The 14,692-nt window shown below is 73.8% G+C and carries 16 protein-coding genes; 8 read left to right on the top strand and 8 right to left on the bottom strand.

Going from position 1 to position 14,692, the window contains the following annotated elements:
- Positions 1 to 19: 19 nt before the first annotated feature.
- Positions 20 to 2,575 (top strand): GNAT family N-acetyltransferase, encoded by a 2,556-nt coding sequence (locus tag AB0C17_RS00650; protein ID WP_357476135.1) that lies wholly within the window; start codon positions 20 to 22, stop codon positions 2,573 to 2,575.
- A 143-nt stretch (positions 2,576 to 2,718) separates the two neighbouring features.
- Here AB0C17_RS00650 and AB0C17_RS00645 read toward each other — a convergent pair whose 3' ends face one another.
- Complete coding sequence (locus tag AB0C17_RS00645; RefSeq protein WP_357382630.1) at positions 2,719 to 3,126, bottom strand: VOC family protein; 408 nt, start codon at positions 3,124 to 3,126, stop codon at positions 2,719 to 2,721.
- Between the two features lie 84 nt (positions 3,127 to 3,210).
- Positions 3,211 to 4,197 (bottom strand): RNA polymerase sigma factor SigB, encoded by a 987-nt coding sequence (gene sigB, locus AB0C17_RS00640; protein WP_184683375.1) that lies wholly within the window; start codon positions 4,195 to 4,197, stop codon positions 3,211 to 3,213.
- 220 nt (positions 4,198 to 4,417) lie between these two features.
- Between sigB and AB0C17_RS00635 the strand changes: the two genes are divergently transcribed.
- Positions 4,418 to 5,206, top strand: coding sequence for a sporulation protein (locus AB0C17_RS00635; RefSeq protein ID WP_357382778.1), 789 nt, complete (start codon positions 4,418 to 4,420; stop codon positions 5,204 to 5,206).
- On the opposite strand, the gene dtd is transcribed toward AB0C17_RS00635, so the two are convergent.
- Together dtd and AB0C17_RS00625 are read right to left on the bottom strand one after the other, a co-directional pair.
- Positions 5,203 to 5,625, bottom strand: a complete 423-nt coding sequence (dtd, locus tag AB0C17_RS00630) for a D-aminoacyl-tRNA deacylase (RefSeq protein WP_357476133.1) — start codon at positions 5,623 to 5,625, stop codon at positions 5,203 to 5,205. The genes AB0C17_RS00635 and dtd overlap by 4 nt on opposite strands.
- Positions 5,625 to 7,109 carry a methyltransferase gene (locus tag AB0C17_RS00625; RefSeq protein WP_357476131.1) on the bottom strand — a complete coding sequence of 495 codons (1,485 nt, stop codon included), beginning with the start codon at positions 7,107 to 7,109 and terminating at the stop codon, positions 5,625 to 5,627. The genes dtd and AB0C17_RS00625 overlap by 1 nt, the downstream gene beginning before the upstream one ends.
- 180 nt (positions 7,110 to 7,289) lie before the next feature.
- Here AB0C17_RS00625 and AB0C17_RS00620 point away from each other — a divergent pair, with 180 nt between their 5' ends.
- The 3 genes from AB0C17_RS00620 (at position 7,290) to AB0C17_RS00610 (ending at position 10,636) form a co-directional block, all read left to right on the top strand.
- Positions 7,290 to 8,510 (top strand): S8 family peptidase, encoded by a 1,221-nt coding sequence (locus tag AB0C17_RS00620; RefSeq protein ID WP_357382636.1) that lies wholly within the window; start codon positions 7,290 to 7,292, stop codon positions 8,508 to 8,510.
- 250 nt (positions 8,511 to 8,760) lie between these two features.
- Positions 8,761 to 9,336 (top strand): HhH-GPD-type base excision DNA repair protein, encoded by a 576-nt coding sequence (locus AB0C17_RS00615; protein WP_357382638.1) that lies wholly within the window; start codon positions 8,761 to 8,763, stop codon positions 9,334 to 9,336.
- A 67-nt stretch (positions 9,337 to 9,403) separates the two neighbouring features.
- Positions 9,404 to 10,636 carry a low temperature requirement protein A gene (locus AB0C17_RS00610; RefSeq protein WP_357382640.1) on the top strand — a complete coding sequence of 411 codons (1,233 nt, stop codon included), beginning with the start codon at positions 9,404 to 9,406 and terminating at the stop codon, positions 10,634 to 10,636.
- A gap of 4 nt (positions 10,637 to 10,640) precedes the next feature.
- Here AB0C17_RS00610 and AB0C17_RS00605 read toward each other — a convergent pair whose 3' ends face one another.
- Both AB0C17_RS00605 and AB0C17_RS00600 read right to left on the bottom strand, forming a co-directional pair.
- Positions 10,641 to 10,952, bottom strand: coding sequence for a hypothetical protein (locus AB0C17_RS00605; protein WP_013284778.1), 312 nt, complete (start codon positions 10,950 to 10,952; stop codon positions 10,641 to 10,643).
- Positions 10,942 to 11,253, bottom strand: coding sequence for a hypothetical protein (locus AB0C17_RS00600; protein ID WP_357382642.1), 312 nt, complete (start codon positions 11,251 to 11,253; stop codon positions 10,942 to 10,944). Before AB0C17_RS00600 ends, AB0C17_RS00605 begins: the two co-directional genes overlap by 11 nt.
- A gap of 106 nt (positions 11,254 to 11,359) precedes the next feature.
- Here AB0C17_RS00600 and AB0C17_RS00595 point away from each other — a divergent pair, with 106 nt between their 5' ends.
- Positions 11,360 to 11,716: a DUF3099 domain-containing protein gene (locus AB0C17_RS00595; RefSeq protein ID WP_357382780.1), complete on the top strand. Its 357-nt coding sequence runs from the start codon at positions 11,360 to 11,362 to the stop codon at positions 11,714 to 11,716.
- A gap of 39 nt (positions 11,717 to 11,755) precedes the next feature.
- Here the strand turns inward: AB0C17_RS00595 and AB0C17_RS00590 are convergent, their stop codons facing one another.
- Both AB0C17_RS00590 and AB0C17_RS00585 read right to left on the bottom strand, forming a co-directional pair.
- Positions 11,756 to 12,652, bottom strand: a complete 897-nt coding sequence (locus tag AB0C17_RS00590; RefSeq protein ID WP_357382644.1) for a sugar kinase — start codon at positions 12,650 to 12,652, stop codon at positions 11,756 to 11,758.
- Positions 12,649 to 13,575 (bottom strand): pseudouridine-5'-phosphate glycosidase, encoded by a 927-nt coding sequence (locus AB0C17_RS00585; RefSeq protein ID WP_357467438.1) that lies wholly within the window; start codon positions 13,573 to 13,575, stop codon positions 12,649 to 12,651. The genes AB0C17_RS00590 and AB0C17_RS00585 overlap by 4 nt, the downstream gene beginning before the upstream one ends.
- Positions 13,576 to 13,663: 88 nt before the next feature.
- Here AB0C17_RS00585 and AB0C17_RS00580 point away from each other — a divergent pair, with 88 nt between their 5' ends.
- Positions 13,664 to 13,882, top strand: coding sequence for a DUF3039 domain-containing protein (locus tag AB0C17_RS00580; protein ID WP_088946800.1), 219 nt, complete (start codon positions 13,664 to 13,666; stop codon positions 13,880 to 13,882).
- A 40-nt stretch (positions 13,883 to 13,922) separates the two neighbouring features.
- Positions 13,923 to 14,573, top strand: coding sequence for a TRIC cation channel family protein (locus AB0C17_RS00575; RefSeq protein ID WP_357382648.1), 651 nt, complete (start codon positions 13,923 to 13,925; stop codon positions 14,571 to 14,573).
- Positions 14,574 to 14,692: the final 119 nt, after the last annotated feature.

Below are 14,692 nucleotides of genomic sequence, written 5' to 3'. Positions count from 1 at the left end.
GGCAGGGGAGGACCGACCGGTGACCACCGTCGAACAACCGGTGGACGTGCTGCTCAGCGACGGCACGACCGTCCAGCTGCGACAGATCCGTCCCGAGGACGCGCCCGAGATCGTGGCGATGCACGGCCGCTTCTCGGAGCGCACCCGATACCTGCGGTACTTCTCGCCGTACCCGCGCATCCCCGAACGCGACCTGAAGCGTTTCGTCAACGTCGACCACCGCGACCGGGAGGCGTTCGTGGTGCTGGCCGGCGAGCGGATCGTCGCCGTCGGCCGGTACGAGCGCCTCGGCCCCGCCTCGCCGGAGGCCGAGGTGGCGTTCGTGGTCGAGGACGCCTACCAGGGCCGGGGCATCGGCTCGGTGCTGCTGGAGCACCTGGCCGACGCGGCCGGGCGCCACGGCATCGTGCACTTCGTCGCCGAGGTGCTCCCGGCCAACGGCGCGATGCTGCGCGTCTTCGCCGACTTCGGCTACCAGGTCCAGCGCCAGTACGCCGACGGTGTGGTGCACCTGAGCTTCCCGATCGCACCCACCGAGGCGACCCTTGAGGTGCAGCGCGGCCGGGAGCACCGCACCGAGGCCCGGTCGATCGCCCGGCTGCTCGCGCCGCGCGGCATCGCCGTCTACGGCGCCAGCACCACCGGCCAGGGCGTCGGCGCGGCGCTGCTCGGGCACCTGCGCGACGGCGGCTTCGCCGGTGCGATCGTGCCGGTGCACCCGAGCGCGTCGACGGTGGCGGGGCTGCCCGCGTACCCCTCGGCGGCCGACGCCGGTCAGGACGTCGACCTCGCCGTGGTGGCGGTCCCGCCGGACGCGGTGACCGACGTGGTGCGCGACGCCGCCCGCGCGGGCGCGCACGGCCTCGTGGTGATCTCGGCCGGGTTCGCCGAGTCCGGTCCGGCCGGCGCGGCGGCGCAGCGCGCGCTGGTCCGCGCCGCGCACCTGGCCGGCATGCGCGTGGTCGGCCCGAACTGCCTCGGTGTCGCCAACACCGACCCGGCGGTACGCCTCAACGCCACGCTCGCGCCGGTGCTGCCCGCGGCGGGCCGGGTCGGCGTGTTCAGCCAGTCCGGCGCGTTCGGGGTGGCGCTGCTCGCCGAGGCGTCCCGGCGCGGGCTCGGGCTGTCCAGTTTCGTCTCGGCCGGCAACCGGGCCGACGTGTCCGGCAACGACCTGCTCCAGTACTGGCAGGACGACCCGGCCACCGACGTCATCACGCTCTATCTGGAGACGTTCGGCAACCCGCGCAAGTTCGCCCGGCTGGCCCGGCGCATCGGCCGCCGCAAGCCGGTGGTGGCGCTCGCCTCGCTGGCCCGCTCGCCGGGCGTGGGGGAGGCGCCGGCGCTGGACGCGGCGGCGGTGAGCGCGCTGTTCGCCCAGTCCGGGGTGATCCGGGTGGACACCGTCTCCGAACTGCTCGACGTGGGCGTGCTGCTGGCCCACCAGCCGCTGCCGGCCGGGCGGCGGGTGGCGGTGGTGGGCAACTCGTCGGCGCTGACCGGGCTCGCCGCGACCGCGTGCGCCGCCCAGCGGCTGACAGTCGCCGACGGCTACCCGCGGGACGTGGGGCCGAGCGCCGGGGCCGCCGCGTACGCCGCCGCGCTCCGTGACGCGGTGGCCGACGAGCGGGTGGACGCCGTGGTGGCCGTGTTCGCGCCGCCGCTGCCGGGCCAGCTCGCCGATCCGGTGGCCGACTTCGCGGCGGCGCTGCCCGACGCGCGGGTCACCGGCAAACCGGTGGTGGCGACGTTCCTGGCCGGGCTGGTGCCGGCCGGCGTGCCGGCGTACCCGAGCGTGGAGGAGGCGGTACGCGCGCTGGGCCGGGTCACCGCGTACGCGGACTGGCTGCGCCGGCCACCCGGTGTGCTGCCGGAACTGGCCGACGTGGACCGGGCGGCCGGGCACGCCGCGCTGCGCCCGGACGGCGCCGACTCGGCGGCGTTGCTGCGCGCGTACGGGATCGACGTGGTGGACTCGGTGCCGGCCCGCTCGGCCGAGGAGGCGGCGGCGGTGGGGGACCGGCTCGGCTGGCCGGTGGCGCTCAAGGCCGCCGCCCCCGGGCTGCGGCACCGCCTCGACCTCGGCGCGGTACGCCTCGACCTGGCCGACGCCGCCGCGCTGCGCCGCGCGTATGCCGAGATGGCCCCGGTGTTCGGCGCGGAGGTGCTGGTGCAGCCGATGGTCGCGCCGGGCGTGGCGTGCGTGGTGGAGCTGGTGGAGGATCCGGCGTTCGGGCCGGTGGTCGGGTTCGGGCTGGGTGGCGTGGCGACCGAGCTGCTCGGCGACCGGGCGTGGCGCGCGGTGCCGCTGACCGACCGGGACGCCGCCGAGCTGGTCGACGAGCCCCGGGCGGCGCCGCTGCTGCGCGGGCACCGGGGCGCGGCGCCGGTGGACCGGGCGGCCCTGGTCGACCTGCTGGTGCGGGTCGGCCGGCTCGCCGACGAGCAGCCCCGGGTGCGGTCGCTCACGCTCAACCCGGTGCTGGCCCGGCCGGACGGCATCTCGGTGCTGCACGCCACTGTGCGCACCGGCGTGGAGGCCGCCCGCCCGGACACCGGCCCGCGCCGCTTGTAAGGAAGGGCCCCTTATTAACGCCTCCGGTAGAGGAAGGGCCCCTTCTTAACAGCGCCCGCCCGGGCGACCCGCAGCGCCCGCCCGGGCGACCCGCAGCGCCCGCCCGGGCGACCCGCAGCGCCCGCCCGCGGGCGCCGCAGCGCTCAGCCGCGGGCGGAGATCTGCTGCACCGACCACCCGTTGCCGTCGGGGTCGCGGAAGAAGACGAAGCCGACGTTGTCCAGCGGGTGCGGCACCGGGTGCGGGTTCTGGCCCATCACCTGGATCTCGCTCACCTCGACGCCCCGCTCGACCAGTTCGGCGCGCGCCTGCTCCAGGTCGGCCACGACGAGTTGCAGGCCCTTGAGTGAGCCCGGCGGCATCTCCGGTACGACGCCTCGGCCGAAGACGATCGAGCAGCCGGAGCCCGGGGGAGTGAGTTGCACGATCCGCCCCATTCCGCCGAGATCGGTGTCGTGGTCGACGGCGAAGCCGAGCCGTTGCGCGTAGAACTCCTTGGCCCGGTCCACGTCGGAGACCGGTACGACCACCACTTCCAGCGTCCAGTTCATCGTCTCAGGGTGGTGGGGCGTGGCCGGCGTATCAAGCGCGACAGGCCCCGGCGAACCGCCGGGGCCTGTCGGGGTAGGGGTGGCTCAGCAGGCGTACGCCTCCAGCCGGTTCGCCCGCTCCGGGTCGCGCAGCTTCAGCAACGTCACCTTCTCGATCTGCCGGATCCGCTCCCGGGACAGGCCGAACTCGCGGCCGACCTCGTCCAGCGTGCGCTGCCGGCCGTCGTCCAGGCCGAAGCGCAGCCGGATCACCGCCTGCTCCCGCTGGGACAGCGTGGCCAGCACGATGCGGACCTCGTTGCGCAGCTCGCCGTTGGTGGCGGCGTCACCGGGCTCGGTACGCGGGTCGACGGCGGCGACGAAGTCACCGAGCGCGCTCTCGCCGTCCTCGCCGACGGCCTGGTCCAGGCTGACCGGCTCCCGGTCGTAGGAGATCAGTTCGATCACCTGGAACTCGGGGATCTCCAGCGCCTTGGCCACCTCGCTGACCGTGGGCTCGCGGCCCAGCGACACCGACAGCTCCCGGCGTACCCGGACCATCCGGTTGACCTGCTCGACCATGTGCACGGGGATGCGGATGGTGCGGGCCTGGTCGGCCATGGCGCGGGTGATGGCCTGGCGGATCCACCAGGTGGCGTAGGTGGAGAACTTGTAGCCCTTTGTGTAGTCGAACTTCTCGACGGCGCGGATGAGGCCGAGGTTGCCTTCCTGGATGAGGTCGAGGAAGGCCATGCCGCGACCGGTGTAGCGCTTGGCGATGCTCACCACCAGCCGCAGGTTGGCCTCCAGCAGGTGGTCCTTGGCGGCGCGGCCCTCGGCCGCGATCAGCGCCAGGTCCGCGCGCAGCTCGGCGGAGACGGGGGTGCAGGTGGCCAGCTTCTCCTCGGCGAAGAGGCCGGCCTCGATCCGCTTGCTCAGCTCGACCTCCTGCGCCGCGGTGAGCAGCTTCGTGCGGCCGATGCCGTTCAGGTACGCCCGGACCAGGTCGGTGGAGACGCCGCGCTCGTCGGTGGCGTCGAGGTCCGTGAGGGTGACGTCCATGTCCTGGTGCTCGATCATCTGCTGGGTCATCTCTGTTCTCCCCGTGTCCGACGTGCCTACCGGTCCCGTGCCGCCCACGCGGTGGGGGCCGATGACAGACAGCTTGGCGGTCGGGGCGTGAGACGGGAGTGAGGCGATCGGGGACCCGACAGGAATCCACGTGGGAATCCGGCATTCCCTTGCCCGGCGCGGTTACCGTGCCACCGACCGGCCGTCGGGGCCGGCCCGGCACTGACGATCGGAGAACGTGGTGGTCTTCAAGCGGCTCATGCAGGCGATGGGTGTGGGCGGACCGTCGGTGGAGACGGTGCTGGCCAACCCGAACTGCCGCCCGGGCGGCGTTCTGGAGGGCCGGATTCAGGTGGTCGGCGGTGACCACCCGGTGGACGTGAGCTACATCGCACTCGGCCTGGTCACGCGGGTCGAGGTGGAGAGCTCCGACAGCGAGTACGACGTCAACCAGGAGTTCGGCCGGGCCCAGATGACGGGTGCGTTCCGGCTGGAGCCGGGGCAGCGTCACGACGTGCCGTTCCGCTTCCAGGTGCCCTGGGAGACCCCGCTGACCGACCTGTACGGCCAGCACCTGCACGGCATGACCATGGGTCTGCGTACCGAGCTGGAGGTGGCGCGGGCGATGGACAAGGGTGACCTGGACCCGGTGGCGGTGCACCCGCTGCCGGCCCACGAGCGGCTGCTGGAGGCGCTGCTGCGGCTGGGCTTCCGCTTCGCCCGTGCCGACGTCGAGCGCGGACACATCTACGGCCTGCACCAGCAGTTGCCGTTCTACCAGGAGATCGAGTTCTACCCGGCGCCGCAGTACGCGGGCGCGATGAACCAGCTGGAGGTCACCTTCGTGACCGATCCGCGCCAGGTCCACGTGGTGCTGGAGCTGGACAAGCGGGGCGGCCTGTTCACCGAGGGCCGCGACGCGTTCGGCCGGTTCACCGTGGATCACGCGACCGCGGACCACACGGACTGGGCCGCCCAGCTCGACGGCTGGTTGCGGCAGTCGCTGTCCCGCCGGGGCCTGTTCTTCTAGAGGTCGAGCACGAGGGTCCGGGGACCGACGTTGACGCTCTCCACCAGCATGTGGGCGCGGAACCGGCCGGTCTCCACCTTCGCGCCCCGGGACCGCAGCTGCTCGACCACGGCGTCCACCAGGGGTTCGGCCACCTCGGCGGGAGCGGCGGCGGTCCAGCTCGGCCGCCGGCCCTTGCGGGCGTCGCCGTAGAGCGTGAACTGGCTGACCACGAGCAGCGGCGCCCCGACGTCCGCGGCGCTGCGCTCGTCGTCGAGGATGCGCAGCTCGTGCAGCTTGCGGGCCATCGTGGCGGCCACCTGCGGGGTGTCGGTGTGGGTGACGCCGAGCAGCACCAGCAGCCCGTCGGTGATCTCACCGGTCACCTCGTCGTCGACAGTCACCCGGGCCCGGCCGACGGTCTGCACCACGGCCCGCATCAGTCGGTCACCGGCTCGACGATGCCGCGCTCGACCAGGTGCGCCACGATGGGCCCGGCCGCCTCGGCCAGCTCGTCCGGGGTCACGTCGTGCGCGGCGGCGAGCAGGGCGAGCTGGTCGCGCAGCGGCAGCCGGCCGTCGGCGCCGCCGACCAGGGCGAGCACCAGCGGGTCGATCTCCTCCGACCAGCGCAGCCCGCGCGGCATGGCCAGGACCTGCCGGTCCACCGCCCAGCCCTCGTCGCCCATGGTGGCCTCCTGCCGCAGCTGGAGCCCTTCGGCGGCGCGGTAACGGGCGGCCAGCAGACCCTGGGCGCCCTGGGCGCGCAGCCAGTCCTGCCTGGTGAACCACTCGCCGATCCGGTCGCCGAGCGGCGGCTCGACCCGCTGGCGCAGGTCCTCCACCCGGACGATCGGCTGGTCGTGGCCGGAGCGGCGCAGCGAGACGATGCCGAAGCCGATCGCCTCCACCTTGTGCGCGTCGAACCAGTCCAGCCACGCCGCCATCCGCTGCGGGTCCGCGCTCTCGCCGACGTCGGTGAGCCAGAGGTTCACGTACGCCATCGGGTCGGCCACCTCGCGCTGGATCACCCAGGCGTCCAGGCCGGTGCCGGCGAACCAGCCGGTGACCCGCTCGGCCCAGTCCTCGCCGGTGACGTGCACCCAGTTCGCCAGGTACTGCATGGTGCCGCCCTCGGTGAGCAGGTCCGGCGCGGCAGCGGCCAGCTCCGCGCCGATCGCGTCGCCGACCCGGCCGGAGTCGCGGTATACGTGCGTGGTGGTGCCCGGGCCGACCACGAACGGCGGGTTGCTGACCACCAGGTCGAAGCGGCGCCCGGCCACCGGGGCGACCATGTCGCCGCGCAGCAGCTCCCAGTCCTGCCCGTTGAGGGCGGCGGTGGTCGCGGCGAACCGCAGTGCCCGCTCGGAGACGTCGGTGGCGGTGACCCGGCGCGCGTGGGTGCCCAGGTGCAGCGCCTGGACGCCGGAGCCGGTGCCGAGGTCGAGCGCGGTGTCCACGGTCGGGCGGACGGTGGCCGAGATCAGCGTCTGGGTGGCGCCGCCGATGCCCAGCACGTGCTCGGCGTGCAGCGGCCGTCCGGGCCGGGCGCTGGCGGGCACGTCGGCGAGCACCCACCAGTCGTCCCCGTACGGCTCCAGGTCCACCCCGGCGCGCAGGCCGTCGCCGTGCCGTTCGACGATGCCCCCGGCCAGCGCCTCGTCCACGGTCAGCGGGGCCAGCGCGGCGGCCACCACCGCCTCCGGCTCGGTCTGGTCGCAGATGAAGACCCGGATCAGCGTGGCCAGCCGGTCCCGGTCCTCGGTGGCGCGCAGCGCGGCCCGGTAGTCGTTGCGGGCCACCGCGCCGGTGCCCTGCGGGCCCAGGCGGTCGGCGATCCCGTTGGCGGTGAAGCGGGCAAGCGTCAGCGCGGTGCGCAGCGCGTCGACCCCGGCGGGGGAGAGCAGCATGTCGTGACGGTCCACGTGCTCATCCTGCCTCGGGCATCGTCCGGCGTGGCGCGCACCCGCCGATCCATAACGTGAACCGTATCTATCGGCAACTATCTCTTTCATGTTTGTCGATCTCTGGTTAGCATTCCTGCCAACATCCGTCGATGGGGTGATCCGGCCACAAACCGGGCTGCCCCGGTAGGGAGCCAGACGATGCCCGACGTGTCCCTTCCCCGGCGCCGCGCGCTGCGTGCGCTCGCCGTCACGGCCGCCGCCGCGGCCTTCGCCGCCGCCGCCTCCACGCCCGCTCTCGCCGCGCCCACCGGGGAGATCCGGTACGCCGGTGCCGCCGACGCCGTCAGCGGCAGCTACGTGGTCGTGCTCAAGGGCGACGCGGTCGGCACCGCGAACACCCTCGCCGCCCGTACCGCGGTGCCGGACCGGGCCGCCGGCCTGGCCAAGCGCTACGGCGGCAACGTCGGCACGGTGTGGAGCTCCGCTCTCACCGGCTACAGCGCCAAGATGACCCCCGCCCAGGCCCGCCGGCTGGCCGCCGACCCGGCCGTCGCGTACGTCGAGCAGGACCGCGTCATGACCACCCAGGGCACCCAGACCGGGGCCACCTGGGGCCTGGACCGGATCGACCAGCGGAACCTGCCGCTGAACAGCACCTACACCTACCCGAACACCGCCACCAACGTGCGCGCCTACATCATCGACACCGGCATCCGCACCACGCACAGCGACTTCGGCGGCCGGGCCACCTGGGGCACCAACACGGTGGACACCAACAACACCGACTGCAACGGCCACGGCACGCACGTCGCCGGCACGGTCGGCGGCACCAAGTACGGCGTGGCCAAGGGCGTGCGCCTGGTGGCCGTCAAGGTGCTCAACTGCTCCGGCAGCGGCACCACCGCCGGCGTGATCAGCGGCGTCAACTGGGTCACCTCGAACGCGGTGAAGCCGGCCGTGGCGAACATGAGCCTCGGCGGCGGCGCCAGCACCACGCTGGACAACGCGGTGGCCAACTCGATCAACTCGGGCATCACGTACGCGCTCGCGGCCGGCAACTCCAGCGCCAACGCCTGCAACTCGTCGCCGGCCCGGGTCGCCTCGGCGATCACCGTGGGCGCCACCACCAGCACCGACGCCCGTGCCTCGTACTCGAACTACGGCTCCTGCGTGGACATCTTCGCGCCGGGCTCGTCGATCACCTCGGCGTGGCGTACCAGCGACACCGCCACCAACTCCATCAGCGGCACCTCGATGGCGTCCCCGCACGTGGCCGGCGCCGCGGCGCTCGTGCTCTCCGCGAACACCTCCTACACCCCGGCTCAGGTGGCCAGCTACCTGACCAGCAACGCCACCACCGGCAAGGTGACCAGCCCGGGCACGGGCTCGCCGAACCGGCTGCTCTTCGTCGTCAACTGACGACGACGGTGACCTGACCGCACCGTGGGCCGCGGCCCGGTGGACCTCCCAGGGATCCACCGGGCCGCGTCACGTCACGGAGATGTCCGCGGTTCACCGGGCAGACTGAGCCGGGTGAGCGACGACTACATCCGCCTGGTGCCCACGGATCCGAACTGGCAGCCGGATCGCGAAGCCGCGGCCGGTGGACATCACGCGCCGTCCGGCAAGGATGTGCACGGAGCCGCCCGATCGGCGGCAGGATGGCCCCATGACGCTGTCACTGCCCATCGACCCGCAGGCCAACGAGCTGCTGGGGCGCAGCCCGCTGGCCCTGCTCCTCGGCATGGTGCTGGACCAGCAGGTGCCGATGGAGAAGGCGTTCTCCTCCCCGTACGTGCTGGCGCAGCGCCTCGGCCACGAGCCTGACGCCGCCGAACTGGCCGGGTACGACCCGGAGGCGCTGGTGGAGGTCTTCGCCCGGCCGCCCGCGCTGCACCGCTTCCCGAAGGCGATGGCGGCCCGCGTGCAGGAGGTGTGCCGCGTGCTCGTGGAACGCTACGACGGCGACCCGGCCCGGCTCTGGTCCGACGTGACCGACGGCCGGGAACTGCTGCGCCGGGTGGGTGAGCTGCCCGGGTTCGGCCGGCAGAAGGCGCAGATCTTCGTCGCGCTGCTCGGCAAGCGGTTCGGCGTCACCCCGGACGGCTGGCGCGAGGCCGCCGGCGACTACGGCGACGCGGACGCCCACCGGTCGGTGGCCGACGTGACCGACCCGGAGTCGCTGCGCCGCGTACGCGAGTTCAAGCAGCGGATGAAGGCGGAGGCGAAGGCCGCGAAGGGCTGACCCCCGTGCCGCCGCAACCGGTCGCAGCCCTTGTCGTTGGTCGCCAGGACGGGGGCGGGGGCGGACGATGACCGAGCAGCGAGGTGGGGCGCTGCTGCGGAGCGCCTCCAGCCCGGGGCGGGCCACGTTCCTGGAGCTCTTCTTCGACCTGGTCTTCGTGTTCGCGCTGACCCGGGTCTCCGAGCGTCTGATCAACGGCGTCGACGGCTCGGCCCTGGCGGTCGCCGCCGAGGTGGGCAAGACGCTGCTGCTGTTCCTGGTGCTCTGGCAGGTCTGGACGATCACCACCTGGGTCACCAGCCGCTACGAGCCGGAGCGCGCCGTCATCCAGGCCGTGGTGGTCGGCACCATGTTCGGCAGCCTGGTGCTGGGCGTGACCCTGCCGCGCGCGCTGGAGGAGCGGGCGCTGCCGTTCGCGCTCGCGTACGTGGTGGTGATGGTCGGCCGGCCGCTGGCGATCGGGGTGGCGTTGCGTGGGCACCCGCGCCGCCTGGTCCCGCTGCGGCTGGCTGCCTGGGCGGGGTTCAGCGCCCCGCTCTGGATCGCCGGCGCGCTGCTGCCCGGCCCGCGCCTGGCACTGTGGGTGGTCGCGCTGGCCGTGGACCACCTGGGCGTGTTGCTGGGCTGGCCGCTGCCCCGGATCGGGGCGTCGCGCACCCGGAAGTGGCTGATCATCGGGGAGCATCTGGCCGAGCGCTACCAGCAGATCTTCCTCATCGCGCTCGGCGAGTCGATCCTGGTCATCGGGTTGACCTACAGCGGGAAGGAGTTCTCCGGCGAGGCGGCCGCGGCGTTCGCGATCTCGTTCGTGATCACCGCGTTGCTGTGGCGGATCTACTTCTACCGGGCCGGTCACCTGCTGGCGGAGGCGTTGCGGACGGCCGGCGCGCCGGGGCGGCTGGCCGAGTCGGCGGCGCAGACCCATCTGTTCATGGTGCTCGGCGTGCTCAGCGCCGCGGTCGGCTACGAGCTGGTCATCGCCCACCCGTACGATCCGGCCCCGCCGAGCTGGCTGGTCTTCGTGGCGGGCGGTCCGGCGCTCTTCCTGGCCGCCCGGTCCCGGTTCGAGTACGAGATCTTCGGCCGGGTGTCCCGCTCCCGGCTGGCCGGCCTGCTGGCCCTGGTGCTGCTCGTGCCCGCTCTGGCGACCCTGCCGGCGATGCTGGCGCTGGGCGCGGTGGCCGTCGTGCTGGCGCTCGTCGCGTTCGCCGACGCCCGCCGGGCCTGGCACCACCCGCCGGAGTCCTCCGCCTCACCGATCGGACGGGAGGCGCCCGGCGAGGCCGGCCCCGAGGCGTGAGCCGTCAGGCGGCGGTCGGGCGGGACAGCGACGCCAGCGCGCGGCGCACGTCGGCCAGCGAGACAGTGGCCGAGTCGTCCAGGTCGGCCAGGCCGGCCTCGATCCACTGCCGCATCAGCGTGGTGACCCCGATGCCGCGCGCGTCGGCGGCGGCGCGGACCCGCTCGTACGTCTCCAGCGGCAGCCGCACCGACCGGCTGACCATCGGCACGTCGGTGTCGGGGGTGGGCAGCTGCGCCGGTGACGTGTCGTCGATCAGATCGGCGAACGCGTCGCCTCCGGCGTGGAACCGCTTGGTCGCCTCGTCACGGTGCATCGTGACCGCCTCCTCGTCGGCGTGCTCTCCGCACCGCCTCGTCGTAGCGCTTGGCCTCGACGTCGCTCAGCTCGCGGGCGGAGAGGATGTCCCAATCGTTGTCGGTGCCGTCGGCCTCGGCCAGCAGCACGGCGAGCCGCCGGCCCCGGTGGTCGGTCGCGTAGACCACCATGACGTCGTCGCCGAGGTGCCGGATGACCCGGCGCCTGCTGTGCAGGGCCTCCCAGACTTCCCCGGGTGTGACGTCGTAGACCCGCAGGTTCGCCAGCGCCTCGTCGGTGAAGCTGAACCGGTTGGCCACCGGCGAAGCGTACCACGCACGTAACACGTACCCGGCTGTCACGAATTTCGCCGATCATCCGTCCGGAGTGACAGGATGGGCCCTATCCCCTCGTAGGAGGTCCGTGGTGAAGCGTCAGGCGTACCAGCCGATCCTGATCACCGACGCCCCGCGCAGCCAGGACGACCAGCTCAACAGCCGGCAGAAGCGATACGTGCTGATGATGGCCATCCGGGTCGCGTGTCTGGTGGCGGGCGCGATCCTGGTCGGCGCCAAGGCCCCGCTGCTCTGGCTCTGGCTGCCGCTGTGCGCGCTCGGCATGGTGCTCGTGCCCTGGCTCGCCGTGCTGCTCGCCAACGACCGGCCGCCCAAGGAGGAGCACCGGCTGGCGAACCGCTTCCGCAACCGGCACCGCGAGGAGCCCGCGCCCACGGCCCTCACCGCCGAGGAGAACCCCCACAAGATCATCGACGCCGAGCCCTGACCGGCCCGGGCGGAGCACCGCCCGGACCGGCCACCGCCGTCAGGGCGCCGGGCGGGCGCCCACCGTCGTCACGGCGAGCGCGCCCAGATCACCCGCGCGGGCCAGCGCGGCGCGCGGATCGGCGCCGTCCAGCCACGCGGTGAGCAGCCCGGCCGCGAACGCGTCCCCGGCGCCGGTCACGTCCACCACGTCCACCCCGGGTGCCGGGGCGAACTCCACCACGCCGCCGCGCTCCACCCACACCGCACCGGCCGCGCCCCGTTTGACCACCACCCGGTGCGCCACGGCTGTCAGCGCCCGCGCCTGCGCCGCCGGGTCCAGCCCACCGGCCAGCACAGTCGCCTCGTCCGTGTTGACGAGCAGCAGGTCGACGTCGCGTACCCAGGTCAGGAACGCGCCGCCGACGCGCCGCAACGGCGCCGCGGACGCCGCGTCGACGCTGACGGTCAGCCCACGCTCGCGGGCGGTGGCCAGCGCGCGCAGGCCGGCGCCGCGCGACCCGACGTCCAACAGGGTGTACGCGGACAGGTGCAGATGCCCGGCGTCGGGCGCGGCGGCCAGCGCCGCGTCCACGTGCGCGGCGGTCAGCCGCAGGTTCGCGCCCCGCTGGCTGACCATGGTCCGCTCCCCGTCGTGGGTGAGGACGATGACGGTGCCGGTCGGGTAGCCCTCGTGCCGCTCCACCGCGCAGTCGACGCCGATCCGGGCCAGCTCGGCCACCCGCTCCCGGCCGGTCTCGTCGTCGCCGACGGCGGCGACCAGCGTCACCGCCGTGCCCTGCCCGGCGAGCCACGCGGCGGTGTTCGCCGCCTGCCCGCCGCCGCTGAACCGGATCCCGGCCGCGGTGTCCGAACCGGTCGCCAGCGGCCCGGACAGCACCGCGAGCACGTCGGTGATGATGTCGCCGACGACGACGACGCGCGGCCTGGTGCTCATGCCGCGGGGAGGGCCGCGGCGGCGACGGCGATCCGGGCCGCGAGGTCGGCGTTGCGCAGGATGATCCGCACGTTCACGGCCAGGCTGGCGCCCTCGGTGGCGGAGTGGAAGTGCGACAGCAGGAACGGGGTGACCGCCTTGCCGGTGATCCCCTCGCGGGCCAGCGCGGCGAGTCCCTCGGCGAGCGTGCGGTCGTGCAGCGCCGGGTCGAGCTGCTCGTCGGCGGGCAGCGGATTGGCCACCACCAGGCCGCTGTGGTGCACGCCGTGCGCCGCGCGGGCGGCCAGCACGTCCGCCACCTGCTCCGGCGACTCGACCGACCAGTCCAGGTCGAAGCCGGCGTCGGTGAGGTAGAAGCCGGGGAAGCGGCGGGTGCGGTAGCCGACCACGCCCACGCCGAGCGTCTCCAGCCGCTCCAGCGTGGCGCCCACGTCCAGGATCGACTTCACCCCGGCGCAGACCACGGCGATCGGCGTGCGGGCCAGCGTGACCAGGTCGGCCGACTCGTCGAACGTCTGCGCCGCCTCGCGGTGCACGCCGCCGAGCCCACCGGTGGCGAACACGCCGATCCCGGCCGCCGCCGCGACCGCGCTGGTGGCCGCCACGGTGGTGGCGCCGTCCGCGCCCGTCGCCGCAGCCGGGGCCAGGTCGCGGACCGAGAGCTTGCTCACGCCGTCGACAGTGGCGAGCCGGGTGAGCTGGGCGTCGTCCAGCCCCACCCGCAGCTCGCCTGCGACCATGCCGATGGTGGCCGGCACCGCCCCCGCGTCCCGTACCGCCTGCTCGATCTCGCGCGCCACGCGCAGGTTGTCCGGCCGGGGCAGCCCGTGCGAGACGATCGTGCTCTCCAACGCCACGACCGGGCGGCCGTCCCGCAGGGCGTCGGCCACCTCACTACCGAGACTGATGTGAAAGTTGGTCACGTCGGTTACCGTACGGGCCGCTTCCGGCCGGGGCCCAGGTGGACCGGGGCGGACCGACCTGCAAAACTGGAACGCCGGAGGTGTAGTCGTGAGCACAGAGGTTCTCGAGCGTCCCGAGCTGAAGGACGCGGACACTGGTCCGGAGATGTTCCACTACGTCCGCAAGGAGAAGATCGCCGAGAGTGCCGTCATGGGCACCTACGTGGTCGCGCTCTGCGGTGAGACGTTCCCGGTCACCAAGGCGGCCAAGCCGGGCTCCCCGGTCTGCCCGAAGTGCAAGGAGATCTACGACTCGTACCGCGAGTGACCACGGGCGGCGTCGCCGCCCGTGCACGTAACCTGCGGCGGTGACCACCTCCACCGCCCTTCTTCTCGCCGACCTGACCGGCGTGGCGGTCTTCGCCGCCTCCGGCGCCTCCGCGGCGGTGGCGAAACGGCTCGACCTGTTCGGGGTCGTCTTCGTCGGTGTGGTCGCCGCGCTCGGCGGGGGAATCGCCCGTGACCTGGTGATCGACGAGGTTCCGCCGCTGGCGTTCGCCGACTGGCGGTACACGGCCACCGCGTCCGTCACCGCCGCCGCCGTGTTCTGGCTGCACCCCCAGCTCGCCCGGCTGCGTACGACGGTGCTGGTGCTCGACGCCGCCGGCCTCGGCCTGTTCACCGTCATCGGCACGCTCAAGGCCCTCGACGCCGCGGTGCCGGCGGTCGGCGCCTGCATGATCGGCATGCTCACCGCGATCGGCGGCGGGCTCGGCCGGGACCTGCTCACCGGCGAGATCCCGGTGGTGCTGCGCCGCGAGATCTACGCCCTCGCCGCACTCGCCGGGTCGGTCGCGGTGGCGCTGCTGTCGGCGTCCGGACAGGCAACCGCCGTGCCGCTCACCGCCGCCGCCCTGCTCGTGTTCGGGCTGCGCCTGATCGCGCTGCGCCGCCGCTGGTCCGCACCGGTGGCGACGCTGCGGCCCCCGCGCACCGGCACCCGGGGACCACTGCCCTGACCGCCGTGCGCCGGGGTGGGCGGATGTGACAGGCGTGGCGTCGAGTGGGGCGCACGGCCGGCGCTGGTTATGCTGAACCGGCCTTCGCGGCACCGGATGCGCGAGGGCGTTTTCATGGG

Source organism: Micromonospora sp. NPDC048887 (assembly GCF_040649715.1).
GTDB lineage: Bacteria > Actinomycetota > Actinomycetes > Mycobacteriales > Micromonosporaceae > Micromonospora.
This window is presented reverse-complemented; position numbering and strand designations above follow the sequence as displayed.

Excerpts from the sequence above, each read along its gene's own strand:
- dtd (WP_357476133.1), bottom strand. The coding sequence starts at position 5,625 with ATGCGGGCCGTGGTGCAGACCGTCGGCCGGGCCCGGGTGACTGTCGAC.
- AB0C17_RS00610 (WP_357382640.1), top strand. The coding sequence starts at position 9,404 with ATGACCGAGCAGCGAGGTGGGGCGCTGCTGCGGAGCGCCTCCAGCCCG.
- AB0C17_RS00590 (WP_357382644.1), bottom strand. The coding sequence starts at position 12,652 with ATGAGCACCAGGCCGCGCGTCGTCGTCGTCGGCGACATCATCACCGAC.
- AB0C17_RS00605 (WP_013284778.1), bottom strand. The coding sequence starts at position 10,952 with ATGCACCGTGACGAGGCGACCAAGCGGTTCCACGCCGGAGGCGACGCG.
- AB0C17_RS00620 (WP_357382636.1), top strand. The coding sequence starts at position 7,290 with ATGCCCGACGTGTCCCTTCCCCGGCGCCGCGCGCTGCGTGCGCTCGCC.
- AB0C17_RS00645 (WP_357382630.1), bottom strand. The coding sequence starts at position 3,126 with ATGAACTGGACGCTGGAAGTGGTGGTCGTACCGGTCTCCGACGTGGAC.
- sigB (WP_184683375.1), bottom strand. The coding sequence starts at position 4,197 with ATGACCCAGCAGATGATCGAGCACCAGGACATGGACGTCACCCTCACG.
- AB0C17_RS00615 (WP_357382638.1), top strand. The coding sequence starts at position 8,761 with ATGACGCTGTCACTGCCCATCGACCCGCAGGCCAACGAGCTGCTGGGG.